We start from the raw sequence: 17,699 nt of genomic DNA, 5'->3' as shown, positions 1-17,699 counted from the left end.
CATGACCGGCGCCTGCTTGAATTCGCCAAGACCGCGGGCCTGCCCCTCGCAAGTCCCGGACAGGCGTGAGCCGGTTCGTCACAGCCGATCGGAGAACGCCCGCAGGGACAATGGGGTCGCTCGGGTGGCGGCGAACCAGGGGAAGAAGTCCGGGTTGGTGTCGGCGGCGGCCCGCATCGTCGCGCACCAGTCCGGCCGGTCGAGCACCTCGACATAGCGCCGCACGATGTCCGGGGCCTCGGACATCCGGTGGAAGGCGATGGTGGCGGCGTCGACGAATCTGGCGGCGGTCGGGGACTGGCGGCCCAGGTGGGCCGCGTGGGCGGCGAGGACCAGCGGCGCCGGGGGATAGTCGTCCAGGGTCGGGCCCATGCCGCCGCAGTCCGACATGATCGCCAGCAGGCGGCCGGTGTGGTCGATCAGCTCGTCGTCGCCGGGTGCCGCGGTCACGATGGCCTGGTGCAGGTGGGCCGCGGTCGCCACCTGGCCGGCGTAGTAGCCGCACAGGTAGTCGTCGTCGCAGGACTGCCGCAGCAGCCAGTGCCGGGAGGTCGTGGGACCGAGCCGGCACAGGGCCTCGACGACGGAGACGCGGCCCCAGCCGGTGACCCGCCGCGCCAGCCACAGCAGCGATTCCTCGCCGCCGCGCCGGTGGGACAGCGCGTCGGCCGCCAGCGCCGCGAACCGGTCCGACAGCAGGCCGATGGTCTGGATCATCGGAATGTCGGCCCGCTCGTGAACGGTGGCGAGCAGAGCCAGCCCGACCAGGGCGGCGTATCGGTCGGTGCTGTGCCGCACCAGCCACCGCCCGGTCTGCCGCACCCGCTGCCGGTCCGCGCGCAGCGCCGCGGCCACGATGTGCTCGTTGCGGTGGATCGGCACGTCGACCTGCCGGAAACGGTCGGCGAGCCGGTCGGGCGCCGCGCCGGGCTCGGTGAAGTGCATGTCGAGGATCGCGGCGACCGCGGCGCCGACGAGGCGCTGGGCGGTGCGGGGTCGCCGCGGCGGCCGCTCGGACGCGTCATCCGGATAGGGATAACCGTCGCGTGGCAAGGCTTCGTGCGGATGGAGGCGGTGCAGCCGCAGGGCGTGCTCGAAGAGGGGTCCGCTCATCGGCGGACGGGGGACTCGATTCTCTCGGTCATGGCCGGGAGTCTAACGGCTCAGACGCCCACCCCGCGCAGCCCGTCATACGTGTAACGGACCAGCTCGGTGACCTGCCCGAAGCCCCGGGGCGCGGGCGTCGGCACCGGCGCCGGCATCGGCGGCGGGGGCTGCACCGGGAACTGGTCGCGCGGCGGCGGTGGCGGCATCGGCATGGCGCGCGGCACGTCCTTCACCGGGCACAGCAGGTAGTGCTTGATGACCGCCGGGAAGCGGTCGAACAGAAGGTTCCTAGGACGCTCCCAGACGATGCCGTTGCGCTCACACACCTCGCGAACCGTGGCCTCGGTGACCAGATTCGCGAAGCCGGATCCCTGGTAGGGCAGCACGTGGTGCACGCGGTGCGGGCTCAGCCCGGCGCTCAGCCACAGGTCGATCCACCGGTTGCCGACGACGGTCAGGTCGTAGCTGAGGCAGATCTGGTTGGCCGCCCAGTCGTCGCGCAGCGGCTCCGGGATCACCGAGGGATCGTCCTCCTCCTCGAAGTCGTGGCTGGCCACCACCAGGAACGTGTTGAACCACAGGGTGATGAAGAACTGCACCAGCCAGGCCACGATGTGCCCGGTGGCCAGGCAGGCGATCAGCTCGACCAGCAGCCACGCCCGGATCAGCCAGAAGTCGGCCCGCCGTGGCGCCTGCCCCTTGGGCCGTTCGAACTTCGCCAGCTCGCGCGCCCGCAGCGACAGCCCGAGCAGGCAGATGCCGAGCTTGTGCAGGGTGTATCCGGGCACCCGCAGGATCGGATGCAGCCGCAGCATGCCGTCGAAGAACGTCTTCTTCACGTCCGCGCCCGACCCCATGTAGGGGTGGTGCAGCAGCACGTGCCCGTCGGTGCCGATCAGGCTGGTGCCCACATAGTTGATGTCGAACAGCGCCTTGCCCAGCGGCAGCGAGAAGCGCTTCTGGTCGTTCCACTTGCGATGCAGGTGGTAGTGCCCGGCGCCGGCCAGCGCGGTGCGGGTGACCACCATGACGATCACGAACGCCCAGGCCGGCACGATGCCCGCGATCAGGAGGGCGAGGGTCGCCACGTGGGCCAGCCCGATCGCCCAGGTCACCACGTCGAACCGCCGGTCGTGCCGGCGCAGGTCGCGCTTCGAGAACGTCGCATTCACCGCGCGACGGATGTCCGCGAGCAGGCTGCCCTGGTCGGCGTAGTTGAGCCGGGGCAGGTCGCGCACGGCGTCGAAGTCGGGATCCAGCAGGAACGGCGGCACCCCGAGCTTGGGCAGGATGTCCTGCTCGGTGAAGCCCTCGATCTCGTATTTCGCGAGGATTTTGCGCAGCCGCACCGGATCGCGGTGGTAGGTGTGCACCAGCGCGCTGATGTCGCGCCCCTGGCTCGGCCCGAACCACGTCTCGCCGCCCGGGTGGATCTTCATCCACTCGGTGAAGTCGTAGGCCCGGCCGTCGACGATCCAGAACGGCCGGCCCTCGGGCAGGATCGTGCCCGTGTAGGGCGAACTGCGCGGGGGAGTGGTGCTCAGATCGTCGGCCATGACTTACTCCTTCGTCGGCATTCCCACCTGGAAGCGCGCCGCCTTGGCCAGTTCGGTCGCGGCCGCGGGCTCCAGGGCATAGCTGTCGTCGAGCAGGCGGCGGATCAGCCGCGCCCCCTCCGGGCTGACCGGGCGCAGCGCCTTGACGGTGGCCTCCACGGCGGCGTCGACCGAGCCCTCCACCACGTCCACCAACCCGAGCCGGAAGGCCTCGTCGGCCGGCAGGTCACCGCCCAGCAGCAGGAGCCGCCGCGCCACTCCAAGACCGACGAACTTCGTCATCCGGTACGCGGCCATGCCCGGAAACTCGCCCCCGGGCAGGCACAGCCGCGCCGCCGCCGACGCCAGCCGCAGATCCGTGACCAGGCCGACCTGGACCGCCGCCGCGCCCACCCGCCCGTCGAACGCGGCGATCGTCTTGGCACTGAGCCGGGCGATCCGGGCGAGCGTCTCGTCCCACCGCGCGAAGTACCGCATGTCGGGCCGCGACGTGCCGGCCGGCCACGACGGGAACTCCCCGGACCGATCGCCGAACCGCAGCACCAGATGCTCGATCCCGCCGCGCTCCACCTCGGTCAGCACCCGGTCGAGTCCGCCCAGCACCGACGAATCCATCGCCGCCTCGTCAATGCGCACGGTCCACATCAGGAGGCCGGTCCGACTTCAGCTGGGCCCATCTCGAACAGGGCGGTCTCGATCTGCGCGCCCGGCCCCATCGTCACCAGCACCCCGCGGTCACCCGGCTCCGCAACCCCCTCGGCCAGCAGCCGCTCCAGGCTGACCAGGAAACTGCCGCTGGAGATGTTGCCGAAGTCGCGCAGCACGGACCGGGTGTGCCGCACGTCGTGCTCCTCGAGGCCGAGGCTGAGCTTGATCGAGTCGATCACCGCGCCGCCGCCGGTGTGCAGCACCCAGTGCTTGATCGCGGCGAAGTCGAGCCCGTTGCGCTCGAGCAGCCGGACCAGCGGCTCGCGCACGTTGAATCCGATCACATAGGGAATGTCGCGGTCGAGAAAGAAGCTCCATTTCCCGGCCTCGGCGTCCCAGTCGAATCGCATGGCGGCCCATTCCTCGGGAATGCAGAGGCTCTCGAAATCGAGGATCCGCGGGCCGGGGCCGCCGGCGGTCACCACCGCGGCTGCCGCGCCGTCGCCGAAAAGGCTGTTCACGATGCCGATGCGGGCGGTGTCGCCGGGCACGTACATCGCGGAGTTGATCTCGCAGCAGAGCAGCAAAGCCACTTTTCCGGGGTGGTTCTCGACCCATTGAACGAGGGGATTGAGGCCGTTCAGGCCGGCGTTGCAGCCCATTCCCACGATGTCCGCGCGCACGATGCGGCGGTCGAATCCGAGCTCCCGCGAGAGCAGCGCGCTGAGGCCCGGCACCAGGAAGCCGGTCGACGTGACACAGACCAGCTGATCGATGTCCGTTGTGGACAGCCTCGCGGCCTTGAGCGCGTTTTGCACTGCTCGGGAGCCGATCTCCAGCGCGCCGGCCCGGAACTTCGCGTGCAGATCCGCAGTGGACTCCGGTGGGATGCGGCCGGTGCGAGGGTCGGGCGGCGGCAGGTAGAGATGCCGCTTGCGGATGTGTGGCGCGTCCAGCAGGCGCCGGGCGACCCGGTTGTCCAGGCCGAGCATTGCCCCGATTTCGTGCTGTGCATAGGAAGTGTCCGGAAATGCACTGCCGACGGCCGCGATTGCCGCACGATCGCGAATCAAGAGGCCACCCCCGATCGCCGGGCCACGGATTCGGGAATCAGGCTACCGCTCGCCCGCTAATGCGTCTGACCGTGCGCACATGAGGCCCATATCGGACCAATGTGCTCTGTTACCCTCCTTCGCATGGCCACGGCGCCGGTGCGTTATCGATCGCACGACGAGGACAGCGCACGCTGGCTGGGGTTCCGTTTCCGCCGCGGCGACATCGTGATCAGCACCCGGCGCCGCAGCGGCACCACCTGGCTGCAGATGATCTGCGCATTGTTGATCTTTCAGCGCCCCGATCCGCCGGCGCCGCTCTATCACCTGTCGCCGTGGCTGGACCACACGATCATGCCGCCCGGCGCGGTGCACGCCCGGCTGGCGGCCCAGCGGCACCGCCGGTTCATCAAGACGCACACGCCGCTCGACGGCATCCCGGCCGACCCGGCGGTGTCCTATCTGGTCAGCGCCCGGCACCCGCTCGACCTGTTCGTGTCGCTGCACCACCAGATCGCCAACATCGACGAGGCTCGGGTGCGGCAACTGACCGGCGAGCACGCCCCGGCCGGCACGGGAGCGTCGCTGCACGACAGCCTGCTGCGCTGGATCGAGGGCGACGACCTCGGTGGCGCGTACCCGGAATCTCTCGCCGGGGTCCTGGCCCACCTGGCCGGCGCCTGGGCGCGGCGCACCGAGCCCAACGTGCTGTTGATCCACTACGACGATCTGCGCGCGGACCTCGAGGGGCAGATGCGCGGGATCGCCTGGCGGCTGGGCGTCGGGGTGCCCGAGGAGGCCTGGCCGGCGCTGGTCGCGGCGGCGACCTTCGAGCGGATGCGTGGCCGGGCCGACCGGCTGGTCCCGGCGCAGCAGGGCATCTTCAAGGACACCGCCTCGTTCTTCCGGCGCGGCACGTCCGGCGCCGGGCGCGAGCTTCTCACCGCCACCGAGCTGGCCGGTTATCACGAGCGGGTCGCCCGCATGGCCCCGCCGGAGTTGCTGGCGTGGTTGCACCCAAGGGAATGAGACCGGGGCAACGATCTTCCTCAATGCATGGAACGATGGCCGCTGGTCCTGCTTCCGACCGGAGAGGCGCATCATGACCGTCAATCGTCGGCTCGCCGTCCGAGCCGCCGCCGTCCTGGCCATCCTGCCCATCGCCGTCGCTGTGCCCACAGTGGCCTCCGCCGCGCCCGCCGTCGCCAGGGTCGCCTGGTCGGCCTGCACCGAGGAGGAGCTGCTCGGCTTCGACTGCGCGACCACCGAGGTGCCACTCGACCACGACGAGCCGGGCGGCGCGACCACCACCATCGCGCTGGCCCGCCGGCCCGCCGACGACCCGGCCCACAAGATCGGCACCATCTTCGTGAACCCCGGCGGCCCGGGTGGCGCCGGCCGCGGCATGGTCACCGTCGCCGAGCAGGTCGTCACGCCCGAGGTGCTGGCCCGGTTCGACTTCGTCGGCTTCGACCCGCGCGGCATCGGCGCGAGCGACCCGCTGCAGTGCTTCCCGACCGACGAGGAGGCCATCGAGCTGCTCTCGCAGATGACCGCCGTGCCGATCACGCCCGAGCAGATCGCGAACACCCTCGAGGCCAACCACGAATACACCGAGGGCTGCAAGCGCAACGCCGGGCCGCTGCTCACCCACATGAGCACGCTCAACGTCGCGAAGGACCTCGACCTGCTCCGCAAGGCCGTGCGCGACGATCAGCTCACCTACATCGGCTTCTCCTACGGCACGATGATCGGCGCGACCTATGTGAACCTGTTCCCGAAGAAGGTGCGGGCGGTCGTCCTGGACGGCAACGTCGACCCCGAGCAGCGCGCCGACCACCGGCTGGAGAACAAGTTCGGCCGGGCCGGCGGCTTCGAGATCGCCTTCGCCGGCTTCCTCGCCGAGTGCGACAAGGCCGGTCGCTCGGCGTGCGCCTTCGCCGGGCACGCCAAATCGAAATATGCGGCCATTCGCGCCCGGTTCCGGCAGGGCCCGGTGGACGTCCCGCCGTTCGGCACGGTCAACCTCGACGACCTGACCGGGCTGGTCTCGCAGACCATGTACAACGTGTTGAGCTTCCCGGAGACGGCGGAGATCCTGCAGGTGGTGCACGAGGCGATCAGCGGCGGCGCGGCCACCGGCACCAAGAGCACGCTGCGGGCCGGCGCGTTCCCCAAGGCGCCACCCGCCCGCGGCTGGATGCCGGACGCGTACTCGTTCAGCAGCAACGACGCGTTCTATGCGGTGAACTGCGCGGACGCGCCGCTGCCGCGGAACCTGGCGCTCTATCCCGGCATCGCCCAGGCCTTCGAGGCCGCGCACCCGAACTTCGGCCGGGCCGAGGCGTTCGGTGAGGTCGGCTGCGCGAACTGGCCGCGGATCACTGAGCGCTACAACGGGCCGTGGGGCAAGAAGACCTCCAACACCGTGCTGGTGGTCAACCCGACCAAGGACCCGGCGACTCGGTACGACTTCGCCGTGCGGATGACCCGGGAGCTGGGCAACGCCCGCCTGCTGACGCTGGACGGCTTCGGCCACACCACGCGGTTCAGCGCCTGCATCACCGACTGGTACACGCGCTATCTGCTGGACGGCGAGATCCCGCCGGTCGGCACCAGATGCGCGCAGGACGTGGCGCCCTTCCCGGCGGCGTAAGGCACCGGGCGCGCGACTCACCCGCCGGTGAAACCCCTGACCAGGGTGCCGGCCACCTCGTTGAGGTGCTCCAGGGTGAGTTCGCGCGCCCGCCGTTCGTCGCGCGCCCGCGGCGGCGGCGACGTCGTGCGGATGGAGATCACCGGCCTCGTGCGGATGGAGACCCCGATCGCTGACGAGGACTGAGCTCGACCTCGGGCTCCTCGAAAACCAGCAGGGTGCGGGTGTTGAGCACATCCGCCATGCCCTGGATCTCGTCCAGCACCAGCCGGCGCAGGTCGCCGTTGTCCCGGGCACGCACCAGCAGGATCACGTCGAACTCGCCGCCGACCAGGCCGATGTGCGCCACCCCGGGCAGCGCCTGCAGCTGGGCCCGGATCTCCCGCCAGTCGGCCTGCCGCACGGTCAGCGTCAGATAGGCCGACGTGCCCAGCCCGCTCGCCACCGGGTCGATGTCCGCGGTGAACCGCCGGATCACCCCGGTGGCGCGCAGCCGCTCGACCCGGGCGTAGGCGTTCGCCCGCGAGATGTGCAGCCGCTCGGCCAGCGTGCGCATCGACAGGCGGCCGTCCGCGGTCAGCTCGTCGAGGATCCGCAGATCGATGTCGTCGAGGTCGGTGGCCATCTGTCTCACGGCTCCTTCGGACGTCGGGCGGCAGCTGGACGATTGGCCCGCCAATGCCGGGCAGCCGACGACATTATCTCGTGTTTCCGCAGGTTATGGCACTCAAATGGTACGCCGGTGAGGATGTCGATATGACACGTGACGCCGCTCACCTGTTGCCCTCCGACGAGCCGGTGATGCTCATCGACGCCACCGGAACACCGACCGGGCACGCCGCCCACGACCTGCCGGCGGACGACGCGCTGCTGCGGGCGTACCGGTCGATGGTTGTCGGCCGGCGCCTGAACGACCAGGCCAACGCCCTCGTCCGCCAGGGGCGGCTGGCGGTCTACCCGTCCTCGCACGGGCAGGAGGCGTGCCAGGTGGCCGCCGCGCAGGTGCTCGCGGACGGCGACTGGATGTTCCCGACCTATCGCGACACGGTGGCCGCGGTGACCCGGGGCGTCGACCCGATCGAGACGCTCACCCTGCTCAAGGGGGACTGGCACGCGGGCTACGACCCCTACGAGCACCACGTGGCGCCGCAGGCCACCCCGCTCGCGACCCAGCTGCCGCACGCCGTCGGGGTCGCGCACGCCGCCCGGCTGCGCCACGAGCCGACCGTGGTGATGGCGCTCTGCGGGGACGGCGCGACCAGCGAGGGCGACTTCCACGAGGCGCTCAACTTCGCCGCAGTCTTCCGCGCGCCGGTGGTGTTCTTCGTGCAGAACAACGAGTACGCGATCTCGGTGCCCCTCGCGCGGCAGACCGTGGCGCCGTCGCTGGCCCACAAGGGCGTCGGGTACGGCCTGCCCGGCGAACGGGTGGACGGCAACGACGCCGCCGCGCTGCTCGCCGTGCTCGGCGCGGCCGTGGCCCGGGCCCGGGCCGGCGAGGGGCCGCAGCTGGTCGAGGCGCACACCTACCGGATGCAGGCGCACACCAACGCGGACGACGCCACCCGCTACCGCGCGGACGCCGAGGTGGCCGCCTGGGTCGCACGCGACCCGCTGACCCGGCTGGAGACCTACCTGGCCGGTCGCGGCGTCCTCGACGACGCGTTGCGGGCCGACATCACCGCCGAGGCCGAGCGGGTCGCCACGCACACCCGGGACGGGCTCAACCGCGACGTGCGGCCGGATCCGGCCGACCTCTTCCAATACGTGTACGCGACGCCGACGCCGCAGCTGCGCGAGCAGATGGCGCTGGTGGCCGACGAGCTGAGCCGGGAGGACGCGCGGTGACCCACGAGAAGCTGACCATGGCGCAGGCGCTCAACCGGGCGCTGCGGGACGCGATGACCGCCGACCCGTCGGTGCTGATGTTCGGCGAGGACGTCGGGCCGCTGGGCGGGGTCTTCCGGATCACCGACGGGCTCACCGCCGACTTCGGCGAGGATCGGTGCTTCGACACCCCGCTGGCCGAGTCCGGGATCGTCGGGATGGCGGTCGGGCTGGCCATGAACGGGATGCGGCCGGTCGTGGAGATGCAGTTCGACGCGTTCGCCTATCCGGCGTTCGAGCAGATCGTCAGTCATGTGGCGAAGATGCGGAACCGGACGCGCGGCAAGGTGAGCCTGCCGATGGTGATCCGGGTGCCCTATGCGGGCGGCATCGGCGGGGTCGAGCACCACTGCGACTCCTCCGAGGCCTATTACGCGCACACGCCGGGGCTGCACGTGGTGGCGCCGGCGAATCCCGCGGATGCGTACGCATTGCTGCGGGAGGCGATCGCCTCGCCGGACCCGGTGGTGTTCCTCGAGCCGAAGAAGCTCTACTTCGCCAAGGAGGAGGTGGATCTCGCCGAGCCGCAGCCGCCGATCGGCCGGGCGGTGGTCCGCCGGCCGGGCACCGACGCGACGCTGATCGCCTACGGCCCCTCGGTGCCGGTCGCTCTGGAGGCCGCCGAGGCCGCCGCCCAGGAGGGTCGCAGCCTGCAGGTGGTGGATCTGCGCTCGATCGTGCCGTTCGACGACGAGACGGTGTGCGCGGCGGTCCGGGGCACCGGGCGGGCCGTGGTGGTGGCCGAGTCGGCCGGGTTCGCCGGGGTGTCCGCGGAGATCGTCGCGCGGGTCACCGAGCGGTGCTTCCACTCGCTGGCCGCACCGATCCGGCGGGTCACCGGGTTCGACATCCCGTTCCCGCCGCCCAAGCTCGAACACTTCCAGCTGCCCGGGGTGGACCGGATCCTGGACGCCGTCGACGACCTGCAGTGGGAGGAGTCGTGAGCAAGACCTTCCTGCTGCCGGACCTGGGCGAGGGGTTGTCCGAGGCGGAGATCGTGCGGTGGCTGGTGGCGGCCGGCGACGTGGTCGCGGTGGACCAGCCGATCGTCGAGGTGGAGACGGCGAAGTCGGTGGTCGAGGTGCCCAGCCCGTATGCCGGGCGGGTCGCGGTGCTGCACGGCGCCGAGGGCGAGGCGGTCGACGTCGGCAAGCCGCTGATCACGATCGAGCCGGCCGCTTCCTCTGCGGCCGCAGAGCGCTCTGCTTCCCCTGAGGAAGCAAAGATCGCCGCTTCCTCTGCGGCCGCAGAGCGCTCTGCTTCCCGAGAGGAAGCAAAGATCGCCGCTTCCCCAGAGGCCGCAGAGCGCTCTGCGGCCTCTGCGGCAGCGCTTCCTCTGGGGAAGCAGAGCAAAGCGGCCGAGGCCTACCGCGAGGAGGAGAAGGCCGGTTCCGGCAACGTCCTGATCGGGTACGGCACGGCCGCGACGGACGCCCGAGGCCGCCGGCGGAGGCCGCGCCGGCCCGTGACCGCGGCCGCGCGACCGGTGGCCCGGGTCGTCTCGCCGCTGGTCCGCAAGCTCGCGCGGGACGCCGGGATCGACGTCGCCGCGCTCACCGGCACGGGCGCGGGCGGCGTGGTGACCCGCAACGACGTGACGCAAGCCCGGACGAAGCCGCCCGGGGAGCGGCGCACCCCGCTCAACGGTTTCCGCAAGGCCGTCTCGGCGCAGCTGACCCGCAGCCGGTCGGAGATCCCCGAGGCGACCGTCTGGGTCGACGTCGACGCGACCCCGCTCTGGGAGCTGCGCGAGAGCATCCGTCCCGGCCCCGGCCTGCTCGCCTACATCGCGCGGTTCGTGGTGGCCGGTCTGCGGGAGTTCCCGGTGCTGAACAGCCGGCTCGACGTCGAGCGGCAGGAGATCGTCGAGTCCGACGCGATCAACCTGGGACTGGCCGTGCAGACCCCGCGCGGGCTGATGGTGCCCGCGGTGGCCGGCGCCGAGCGGATGACCACGTCGCAGCTGGACACCGAGATCCGCCGGGTGACGGCGAGCGCCCGCGAGGGCCGGGTCGCGCCCGAGGCCGGTACGTTCACGCTCAACAACTACGGCGGCTTCAACGTGGACGGCAGCGCCGCGATCATCAACCACCCGCAGGTCGCGATCCTCGGATTCGGGCGGATCCTGGACCGGCCGTGGGTGGTCGACGGCCGGATCTGCATTCGGAAGATCGTTCAGATGTCCTTCGTCTTCGACCACCGGGTGTGCGACGGCGGCACCGCCGCGGGGTTCATGCGCAGCGTGGCCGACGCCATCGAGAATCCGGCGGCGGCGATCACCCGGCTGTAGCCGGCGCCAGCACGAAGTCGCAGACCGCCAGCGCGAACGGCGAGACGACGCCGAGCTCGGCCGCCTCGGCGGGCGAGTCCACCGGGGTGAAGTCGCGAACCAGGGATTGCTTGACCGCGAACACCGGATCGCTCCCCAGATGCTCGCTGCCGGCCACGAAGACGTGCGTGGTGAGCGGTGTGTGGCCGGGCGCGGTGACCATGAAGTGCACGTGCGCCGGCCGCACGATCGGCCGCCGGGTGGCGAGCAGCATCTCGCCCGGCGGGCCGTCGATCGGCACCGGGTAGTCCAGCGGCGTGACCGTCCGCAGCCAGTAACGTCCCTCGTCGTCGGTGGTGAAGAGGCCGCGGCCGGTGCCGGCCCGCCCGGGGTGGGAAACGTCGTAGAGCCCGGCGTCGTCGGCCTGCCACACGTCCACCGTGGCGCCCGCGATCGGCTCGCCGGCCGTGTCGGTGACCCGGCCCCGGACCACGCAGGACAGCTCCCGGCCGGGGTAGAGGCCGTCGCCGAGCGCGCGGACCGGGCTCTCGGCCTGGTGGAACGGGCCGACGACGGTGGAGGCGGTGGCGTCGGCGCTGTGCGCGTCGGCGCCGTTCATGGTCTCCACCAGCATGGACACGCCGAGCAGGTCGGAGAGCAGGATGAACTCCTGCCGGGTGTCGGTGCACGCCTTACCGGTGCGGGTCAGGAAGTCGATCGCGCGTTCCCACTCGGCCACCGTCGGGCGGGCCTCGCGCAGGTAGTCGTGGAGGTGCCCGACCAGCCCCTGGAGCAGCTCCCGCAGGCGCGGGTCGGCGTCGCCGAAGCTGGCCGCGACGAGATCCGCCGAGTCTTTCTCGGTGAAGTTCATCGGTGCAGCGCCAGCATCGCGGCGACCGAGCGGTCCACATCTTCCTCGTCGGTCGACCAGTTCGACACCGAGATGCGGATCGCGAACACGCCGTGCCAGGTGGTGCCGCTCATCCAGCAGGTGCCGTCCCGCTGGAGCTCCTGCACGATCCGCCGGGTGTGCGCGTCGTGGTCGCCGTCCGGCGCGGGGAAGCGCACCAGCACCTGGTTGAGCACGACGTCGTTGAGGACCTCGGCGCCGCCCGCGGTCAGCCGCTCGGCGAACCGGCGGGCCAGCGCGCACGAGCGGTCCACCAGGGCGGCCACGCCCTCGCGGCCGAGCGCCTGGATCGCCGCGTAGACCGCGAAGCCGCGGGCCCGGCGGGAGTGCTCGGGCACGTAGTCCAGCGCGTCCCGCTCGCCCTCCTCGGCATGCATCAGATAGCTGGCCCGGGCGCCCATCGCCGCCCGGTGCGCCTCGGGATGGGCGCAGAGCACCAGGCCCGAGTCGTACGGGACGTTGAGCCACTTGTGCGCGTCGGTGGCCCACGAGTCCGCCCGCTCGATCCCGGCCACCGACGGACGCAGCTCCGGGCTGGCCGCCGCCCACAGCCCGAACGCGCCGTCCACGTGCACCCAGGCGCCAGCCTCGTGAGCCAGGTCGGAGATCTCGCCGATCGGGTCGGTCGCGCCGCTGTTCACATTGCCCGCCTGCGCGCACACGATGGTCGGCCGGGGCTCGCCGGCCAGTTCCGCCCGCAGCGCCGCGGGGTCCATCCGGCCCTGGTCGTCGGAGGCCACCCGGACCACCGCGGAGGTGCCCATCCCGAGGAAGCGCAACGCCCGGTCGACCGTGCCGTGCGACTCGCCGCCGACGATCACCCGCACCCGGGGCGCGCCCCAGAGCCCGTCGGCGTCGACGTCCCAGCCGGCCCGGCCGAGCACCACCCGCAGGCCGATCGCCAGCCCGGTGAAGTTGGCCATCTGGGCGCCGGTCACGAAGCCGGCGGTGGTCTGCGGCGGCAGGCCGAGCAGGTCGACCACCCAGTTCGCGGCGGTCTCCTCGACCACGCTCGCGGACGGGCCGATCACGAACAGCCCGGCGTTCTGGTCCCAGACCGAGGTGAGCCAGTCGGCGGCCAGCGCGGCCGGGGTGCCGCCACCGATCACGAAGCCGAAGAACCGCCCGCTGGTGGAGGCGATCACGCCGGGCTCGGCGGCCGCGGCGAGGGCCGCGACCACTTCGGCGTCCGGTCGCGGCCGCTCCGGCACCGGCCCGCCGAGCGCGGCGCGGAGTTCGGCGAGCGTCGCGGCCGGGGCCACCGGCCGGACCGGCAGGCCATCCAGGTACGTCAGCGCGTGGTCGAGGGCCGCACCCAGTGGCGTCTTCCAGTCCGGTCGTTCCATGCGGTCAGCATATTCCCAGGTAGGGGCCGTTCGGTTTCGACCGAAGGGCGGCATGGGTAGGCCATCTTCGTCAGTTTCCGCCGAATTGAGGAGTTGTCGATGAGTGCTGTGGCCAATCCCGCCAGCGTCGGGGAGTGCCTGCGCGTCGGCGCCGGGTTCTCGCAGGGTGACCTGAACTGGATCGCCGAGGAGTTCGTCACCCTCGACGGCCGGCTGGCCGCCTTCCACGCCGATGCCACGGAGCTCGAGGTCTCGGTGAAGGACCGCGCGGCCCGGGGGCAGAAGGTCACGCTGGAGTGCTGGATCGCCGGCCGCCAGAAGATCGTCACCACCTCGGCCGAGGAAGACCTCAAGGCGGCCCTGCACGACGTGCGGGACGACATGCGCCGCAAGCTGGACGACCAGAAGACCAAGCAGGAGCCTCGGCACAACCGGCACCTGCGCGAGCACGTCGAGGCCGGCGAACCGGGCGAGCTGCTGACCTAGAACCGACCACGATGGATGGCCGGCCGGTTACTCGGCCGGCCATCGCTCTTGAAACTTTCCGGTGAGAAGCAATAGCATCGATCTACGTCACTTTGAAACGTTCAAATCAGACGCTTCAGAGGATCCTCCTTCCACCGGGAGATATCGCATGACACGTGTCAGATCTGTCTTCGCCGTGCTCGCGGCACTCGTCCTCATCCCGCTCGCCGCCCCCGAACCGGCCGTCGCCGCGCCCGCGCCCCTCGACGTCTCCGGCGCCCACTGGATCTGGTATCCGGAAGGCAGTCCCGCCCAGGACGCCCCGGTCGCCACCCGCTATCTGCGCCGCACCTTCACCGCGCCGGCCGGCCCCTACACGAACGCGCAGCTCGTCGTCACCGGCGACGACACGGTCGACGTCTGGCTCAACGGCACCTTCCTGGCCGCTTCGGCCCGGGTCGCCGACTCGTGGCGCACGGGCACCTATGTGGACCTGGCCGGCCGGCTCAAGCCGGGCGCCAACACCATCGCGCTGGCCGCCCGCAACTCCGGCGGGGCCGCGGGAGTGCTCGGCCGGCTGCGGGTGGCCTCCGCCGCGGGCGCCGTCGATCTGATCACCGACGCGGGCTGGAAGGCGGCCACCTCCGTACCGGAGAACTGGGCCGACCCGGCGGCGAGCGACGCGGCCTGGCCCGCGGCGCGGGATCTCGGCGCGTTCGGCATGGCGCCGTGGAACGGCGACGTCAGCACGCCCGACCCCACCGGGGCGTCGCCGGTCTCGGCGACCGGCCTGACCGTCGAGCGGCGCTCCAACCCGGTCGGCGTGGTCGCCAAGCCACGCTTCGGCTGGACGTTGCGCTCCGGCACATCCGCCCAGGCCCAGGGCCGCTACCGGATCCAGGTCGGCCGCGCCGCGGGCGCCGCCGACGTCTGGGACTCGGGCAAGGTGGCGTCCGCCCGATCGGTGGACGTCGCGTACGGCGGCCCGGCGCTGGCCGGAAACACCACCTACTACTGGCGGGTGATGGTCTGGGACGCCCAGGGCCGGGCCGGCGAGTGGAGTGCCGCCGCCCGCTTCGACACCGCGCTGTTCGACGCCTGGCAACCCGACTTCATCGGGGCGCCGGGCACCGCGAACCTCACCGGCGCGTCCTGGATCTGGTACCCGGAGGGCGATCCGGCGGTCACCGCCCCGGCCGCCACCCGCTACCTGCGGAAGACCTTCACGCTCGCCTCGGTCACGCCGGCCACGCTCGTGGTGACCGGTGACGACACCGCCGACGTCTGGGTCAACGGCAACAAGGTGAGCTCGTCACGCCGGGTGGCCGACTCGTGGAAGCGGGCGACCACTGTGGACGTGACGTCGTGGCTGCGCGCCGGATCGAACACGATCGCGATCGCCACCACGAACACCACCGTCAGCCCGGCCGGCCTGATCGCCAAGCTGGGCTCGATCGTCACCGACGCCACCTGGAAGGCATCGCAGACCGGGCCGGCCGGCTGGGAGCAGCCCGGCTTCGACGACGCGTCCTGGCCCGCCGCCCGGAGCCTGGCCACCCATGGCGCCGGCCCGTGGGGGAATCAGGTGCTGGTGCCCGCGCCGGCGCCGTACCTCAGGAAGGGTTTCACCGTCGCCAAGACGGTGTCCCGCGCCCGGCTCTTCACCACCGCGCTCGGGCTGCACGACACCTATCTGAACGGCGCCAAGGTCGGCGCCGAGCGGCTCGCGCCGGGCTGGACCGACTACGACAAGCGGCTGCAGTATCGCGGCTACGACGTCACCGGATCGATCCGGCAGGGCGCCAACGCGCTCGGCGCGATGGTCGGCAACGGCTGGTTCTCCGGCAACGTCGGCTTCGCCGGCAGTCGGCTCTGGGGCACCTCGCCCTGGTATTCGGCGCAGTTGATCGTGCAGTACACGGACGGCACCGCGGACACGATCCGCACCGACGGGTCCTGGAAGACCGCGCCGAGCAACATCACCTCCGACGACCTCTACGCCGGTGAGGACCAGGACGCGCGCCTGGTCAGGGCCGGCTGGAACGCGGCCGGGTTCAACGACTCCGGCTGGGCCGCCGCGACCGTGCGGACCGAGCCCAAGCCCACCCTGGTGCCGCAGGTCGACCCGGGCGTCACCGTGCAGCAGGAGTTGGCGCCGAAGGCGATCACCCAGCCGCGACCCGGCGTCTGGGTGTTCGACCTCGGGCAGAACTTCACCGGCTGGAACCGGCTGCGGGTGCGGGGCGCGGCCGGCGCCAAGGTGACCGTGCGGCACGCCGAGATCCTGAACGCGGACGGCACGCTCTACACCACCAATTTGCGGGCGGCCCAGGCCACCGACACGTTCACGCTGGCCGGCACCGGCGCGGACGAGGTGTTCGAGCCGCGGTTCACGGTGCACGGCTACCGCTACGTCGAGGTGACCGGCTTCCCCGGCACGCCGACCGCGGCCGCTGTGACCGGGCTCGCGGCCTGGACGGACGGGCCGGCCACCGGCACCTTCAGCACCTCCGACCCGCTGGTCAACCAGTTGCACCACAACATCCTGTGGGGCGCCCGGTCGAACATGCTGTCAGTGCCGACGGACTGCCCGCAGCGGGACGAGCGGCTCGGCTGGACCGGGGACATCGCGTCCTTCGCCGCCACGTCGACGTTCAACTTCGACACGTACGGGCTGCTGGACAAGTTCGCCGACGACCTGACCGACGCGCAGCACGACAACGGCGCGTACACCGACGTGGCGCCGGACGTCACCGGGGGAGCGGGCAAGGCCGGCTGGGGTGACGCGGGCGTGATCGTGCCGTACACGGTGTGGCAGCGCTACGGCGACACCTCGGTGATCGACGAGCACTTCGCGTCGATGGTCCGCTGGGTCGAGTTCCTGCGCAGCACCTCGGGCGCCGACCTGATCCGCAACCAGGAGACCTTCGGCGACTGGCTCAACGTCGACGACAACACCGCCCAGGACCTGACCAGCACGGCGTTCTTCGGCTGGTCGGCGCGGCTGCTGTCGCGGATGGCGGCGGCCACCGGGCACGACGCCGAGGCCACCCGTTACGGCACGATGGCGGACCAGATCGGGGCCGCGTTCACCGCGCGGTTCGTCGCGGCCGACGGCACCGTCGCCGGCAACACCCAGACCGGGTACGTGCTGCCGCTCGCGTTCGGCCTGATCCCGGCGAACCGGGTGCAGTCGGTGGCGGACAAGCTGGCGGCCAAGGTGGCGAGTCGCAACGGCCACCTGTCGGTCGGGTTCATGGGCGTGGAGAACCTGCTGCCGGTGCTCGCCGAGCACGGGCACCTGGCCACGGCCTATCAGATCCTGCAGCAGCCGGACTATCCCGGCTGGGGTTACATGAACTCGCGCGGCGCCACCACGATCTGGGAGCGCTGGGACGGCATCCGGCCGGACGGCTCGCTGCAGGACCCGGGGATGAACTCCTTCAACCACTACGGGCTCGGCTCGGTCGGCGACTGGCTCTACCGCAGCGTCGGCGGCGTCGGACCGGCCGCGCCGGGCTATCAGAAGCTGCTGATCGCACCGCGGCCCGGTGGCACGCTCACCTCGGCGTCGTCGAGCCTGAACACGGTTTACGGTCCGGCGAGCAGCGCCTGGACCAAGACCGGCTCGGCGCTGCGGCTGACCGTGGTGGTGCCACCGAACGCGTCGGCCACCGTGCGGGTGCCGTCGGCCTCGGCGGCCGCGGTGACCGCGCCGCCCGAGGCGGTGCTGCTGTCCCACGCGAACGGGTCGACGTCCTACGCCCTGCCCGCCGGCAGCTACGTCTTCACCGCAAGTTGAT

At 71.6% G+C, this 17,699-nt stretch carries 15 protein-coding genes; 7 read left to right on the top strand and 8 right to left on the bottom strand.

Translation table 11 applies throughout. The features are described 5' to 3' along the window. Positions 1 to 78: 78 nt before the first annotated feature. From ACZ6TI_RS18975 to ACZ6TI_RS18960, 4 genes are read right to left on the bottom strand one after another with little or no spacing between them, the layout of a single operon-like run. On the bottom strand, positions 79 to 1,113 hold the full coding sequence (locus ACZ6TI_RS18975) for a hypothetical protein (RefSeq protein ID WP_465346388.1): 1,035 nt from the start codon (positions 1,111 to 1,113) through the stop codon (positions 79 to 81). A 50-nt stretch (positions 1,114 to 1,163) separates the two neighbouring features. After that, positions 1,164 to 2,663, bottom strand: coding sequence for a fatty acid desaturase (locus ACZ6TI_RS18970; RefSeq protein ID WP_465346387.1), 1,500 nt, complete (start codon positions 2,661 to 2,663; stop codon positions 1,164 to 1,166). Positions 2,664 to 2,666: 3 nt separating this feature from the next. Beyond that, positions 2,667 to 3,299: an enoyl-CoA hydratase-related protein gene (locus ACZ6TI_RS18965; RefSeq protein ID WP_465346386.1), complete on the bottom strand. Its 633-nt coding sequence runs from the start codon at positions 3,297 to 3,299 to the stop codon at positions 2,667 to 2,669. 8 nt (positions 3,300 to 3,307) lie between these two features. Next, positions 3,308 to 4,303, bottom strand: a complete 996-nt coding sequence (locus tag ACZ6TI_RS18960; protein WP_465346385.1) for a type III polyketide synthase — start codon at positions 4,301 to 4,303, stop codon at positions 3,308 to 3,310. A gap of 204 nt (positions 4,304 to 4,507) precedes the next feature. Here ACZ6TI_RS18960 and ACZ6TI_RS18955 point away from each other — a divergent pair, with 204 nt between their 5' ends. Both ACZ6TI_RS18955 and ACZ6TI_RS18950 read left to right on the top strand, forming a co-directional pair. Next, complete coding sequence (locus tag ACZ6TI_RS18955) at positions 4,508 to 5,392, top strand: sulfotransferase domain-containing protein (protein ID WP_465346384.1); 885 nt, start codon at positions 4,508 to 4,510, stop codon at positions 5,390 to 5,392. A gap of 73 nt (positions 5,393 to 5,465) precedes the next feature. Further along, on the top strand, positions 5,466 to 7,019 hold the full coding sequence (locus ACZ6TI_RS18950; RefSeq protein WP_465346383.1) for an alpha/beta hydrolase: 1,554 nt from the start codon (positions 5,466 to 5,468) through the stop codon (positions 7,017 to 7,019). Positions 7,020 to 7,036: 17 nt separating this feature from the next. Here ACZ6TI_RS18950 and ACZ6TI_RS18945 read toward each other — a convergent pair whose 3' ends face one another. Then, positions 7,037 to 7,162, bottom strand: coding sequence for a hypothetical protein (locus ACZ6TI_RS18945; protein ID WP_465346382.1), 126 nt, complete (start codon positions 7,160 to 7,162; stop codon positions 7,037 to 7,039). Beyond that, a complete protein-coding gene (locus tag ACZ6TI_RS18940; RefSeq protein WP_465346381.1) occupies positions 7,159 to 7,644 on the bottom strand; it encodes an Lrp/AsnC family transcriptional regulator in 486 nt (161 codons plus the stop codon). Before ACZ6TI_RS18940 ends, ACZ6TI_RS18945 begins: the two co-directional genes overlap by 4 nt. Before the next feature lie 131 nt (positions 7,645 to 7,775). Here ACZ6TI_RS18940 and pdhA point away from each other — a divergent pair, with 131 nt between their 5' ends. The 3 genes from pdhA to ACZ6TI_RS18925 are packed head-to-tail and all read left to right on the top strand — an operon-like array spanning position 7,776 to position 11,196. Continuing rightward, complete coding sequence (gene pdhA / locus ACZ6TI_RS18935; RefSeq protein WP_465346380.1) at positions 7,776 to 8,867, top strand: pyruvate dehydrogenase (acetyl-transferring) E1 component subunit alpha; 1,092 nt, start codon at positions 7,776 to 7,778, stop codon at positions 8,865 to 8,867. A gap of 17 nt (positions 8,868 to 8,884) precedes the next feature. Continuing rightward, a complete protein-coding gene (locus ACZ6TI_RS18930; RefSeq protein ID WP_465346721.1) occupies positions 8,885 to 9,850 on the top strand; it encodes an alpha-ketoacid dehydrogenase subunit beta in 966 nt (321 codons plus the stop codon). After that, complete coding sequence (locus ACZ6TI_RS18925; RefSeq protein WP_465346379.1) at positions 9,847 to 11,196, top strand: dihydrolipoamide acetyltransferase family protein; 1,350 nt, start codon at positions 9,847 to 9,849, stop codon at positions 11,194 to 11,196. Before ACZ6TI_RS18930 ends, ACZ6TI_RS18925 begins: the two co-directional genes overlap by 4 nt. Here ACZ6TI_RS18925 and ACZ6TI_RS18920 read toward each other — a convergent pair. Further along, positions 11,183 to 12,046, bottom strand: a complete 864-nt coding sequence (locus tag ACZ6TI_RS18920) for a dioxygenase family protein (protein ID WP_465346378.1) — start codon at positions 12,044 to 12,046, stop codon at positions 11,183 to 11,185. The genes ACZ6TI_RS18925 and ACZ6TI_RS18920 overlap by 14 nt on opposite strands. Further along, positions 12,043 to 13,431, bottom strand: a complete 1,389-nt coding sequence (locus tag ACZ6TI_RS18915) for a pyridoxal phosphate-dependent decarboxylase family protein (RefSeq protein ID WP_465346377.1) — start codon at positions 13,429 to 13,431, stop codon at positions 12,043 to 12,045. The genes ACZ6TI_RS18920 and ACZ6TI_RS18915 overlap by 4 nt, the downstream gene beginning before the upstream one ends. Before the next feature lie 99 nt (positions 13,432 to 13,530). Here ACZ6TI_RS18915 and ACZ6TI_RS18910 point away from each other — a divergent pair, with 99 nt between their 5' ends. Both ACZ6TI_RS18910 and ACZ6TI_RS18905 read left to right on the top strand, forming a co-directional pair. Next, positions 13,531 to 13,917 (top strand): HPF/RaiA family ribosome-associated protein, encoded by a 387-nt coding sequence (locus ACZ6TI_RS18910; RefSeq protein WP_465346376.1) that lies wholly within the window; start codon positions 13,531 to 13,533, stop codon positions 13,915 to 13,917. A gap of 148 nt (positions 13,918 to 14,065) precedes the next feature. Beyond that, positions 14,066 to 17,698 carry a family 78 glycoside hydrolase catalytic domain gene (locus tag ACZ6TI_RS18905; RefSeq protein ID WP_465346375.1) on the top strand — a complete coding sequence of 1,211 codons (3,633 nt, stop codon included), beginning with the start codon at positions 14,066 to 14,068 and terminating at the stop codon, positions 17,696 to 17,698. The last annotated feature ends 1 nt before the right edge of the window (position 17,699 follow it).

The sequence above is a fragment of the Actinoplanes sp. NPDC051388 genome (assembly GCF_055586225.1).
Note: the sequence above shows the minus strand (reverse complement) of the source record. Positions and strands in the feature narration are given on the sequence as shown.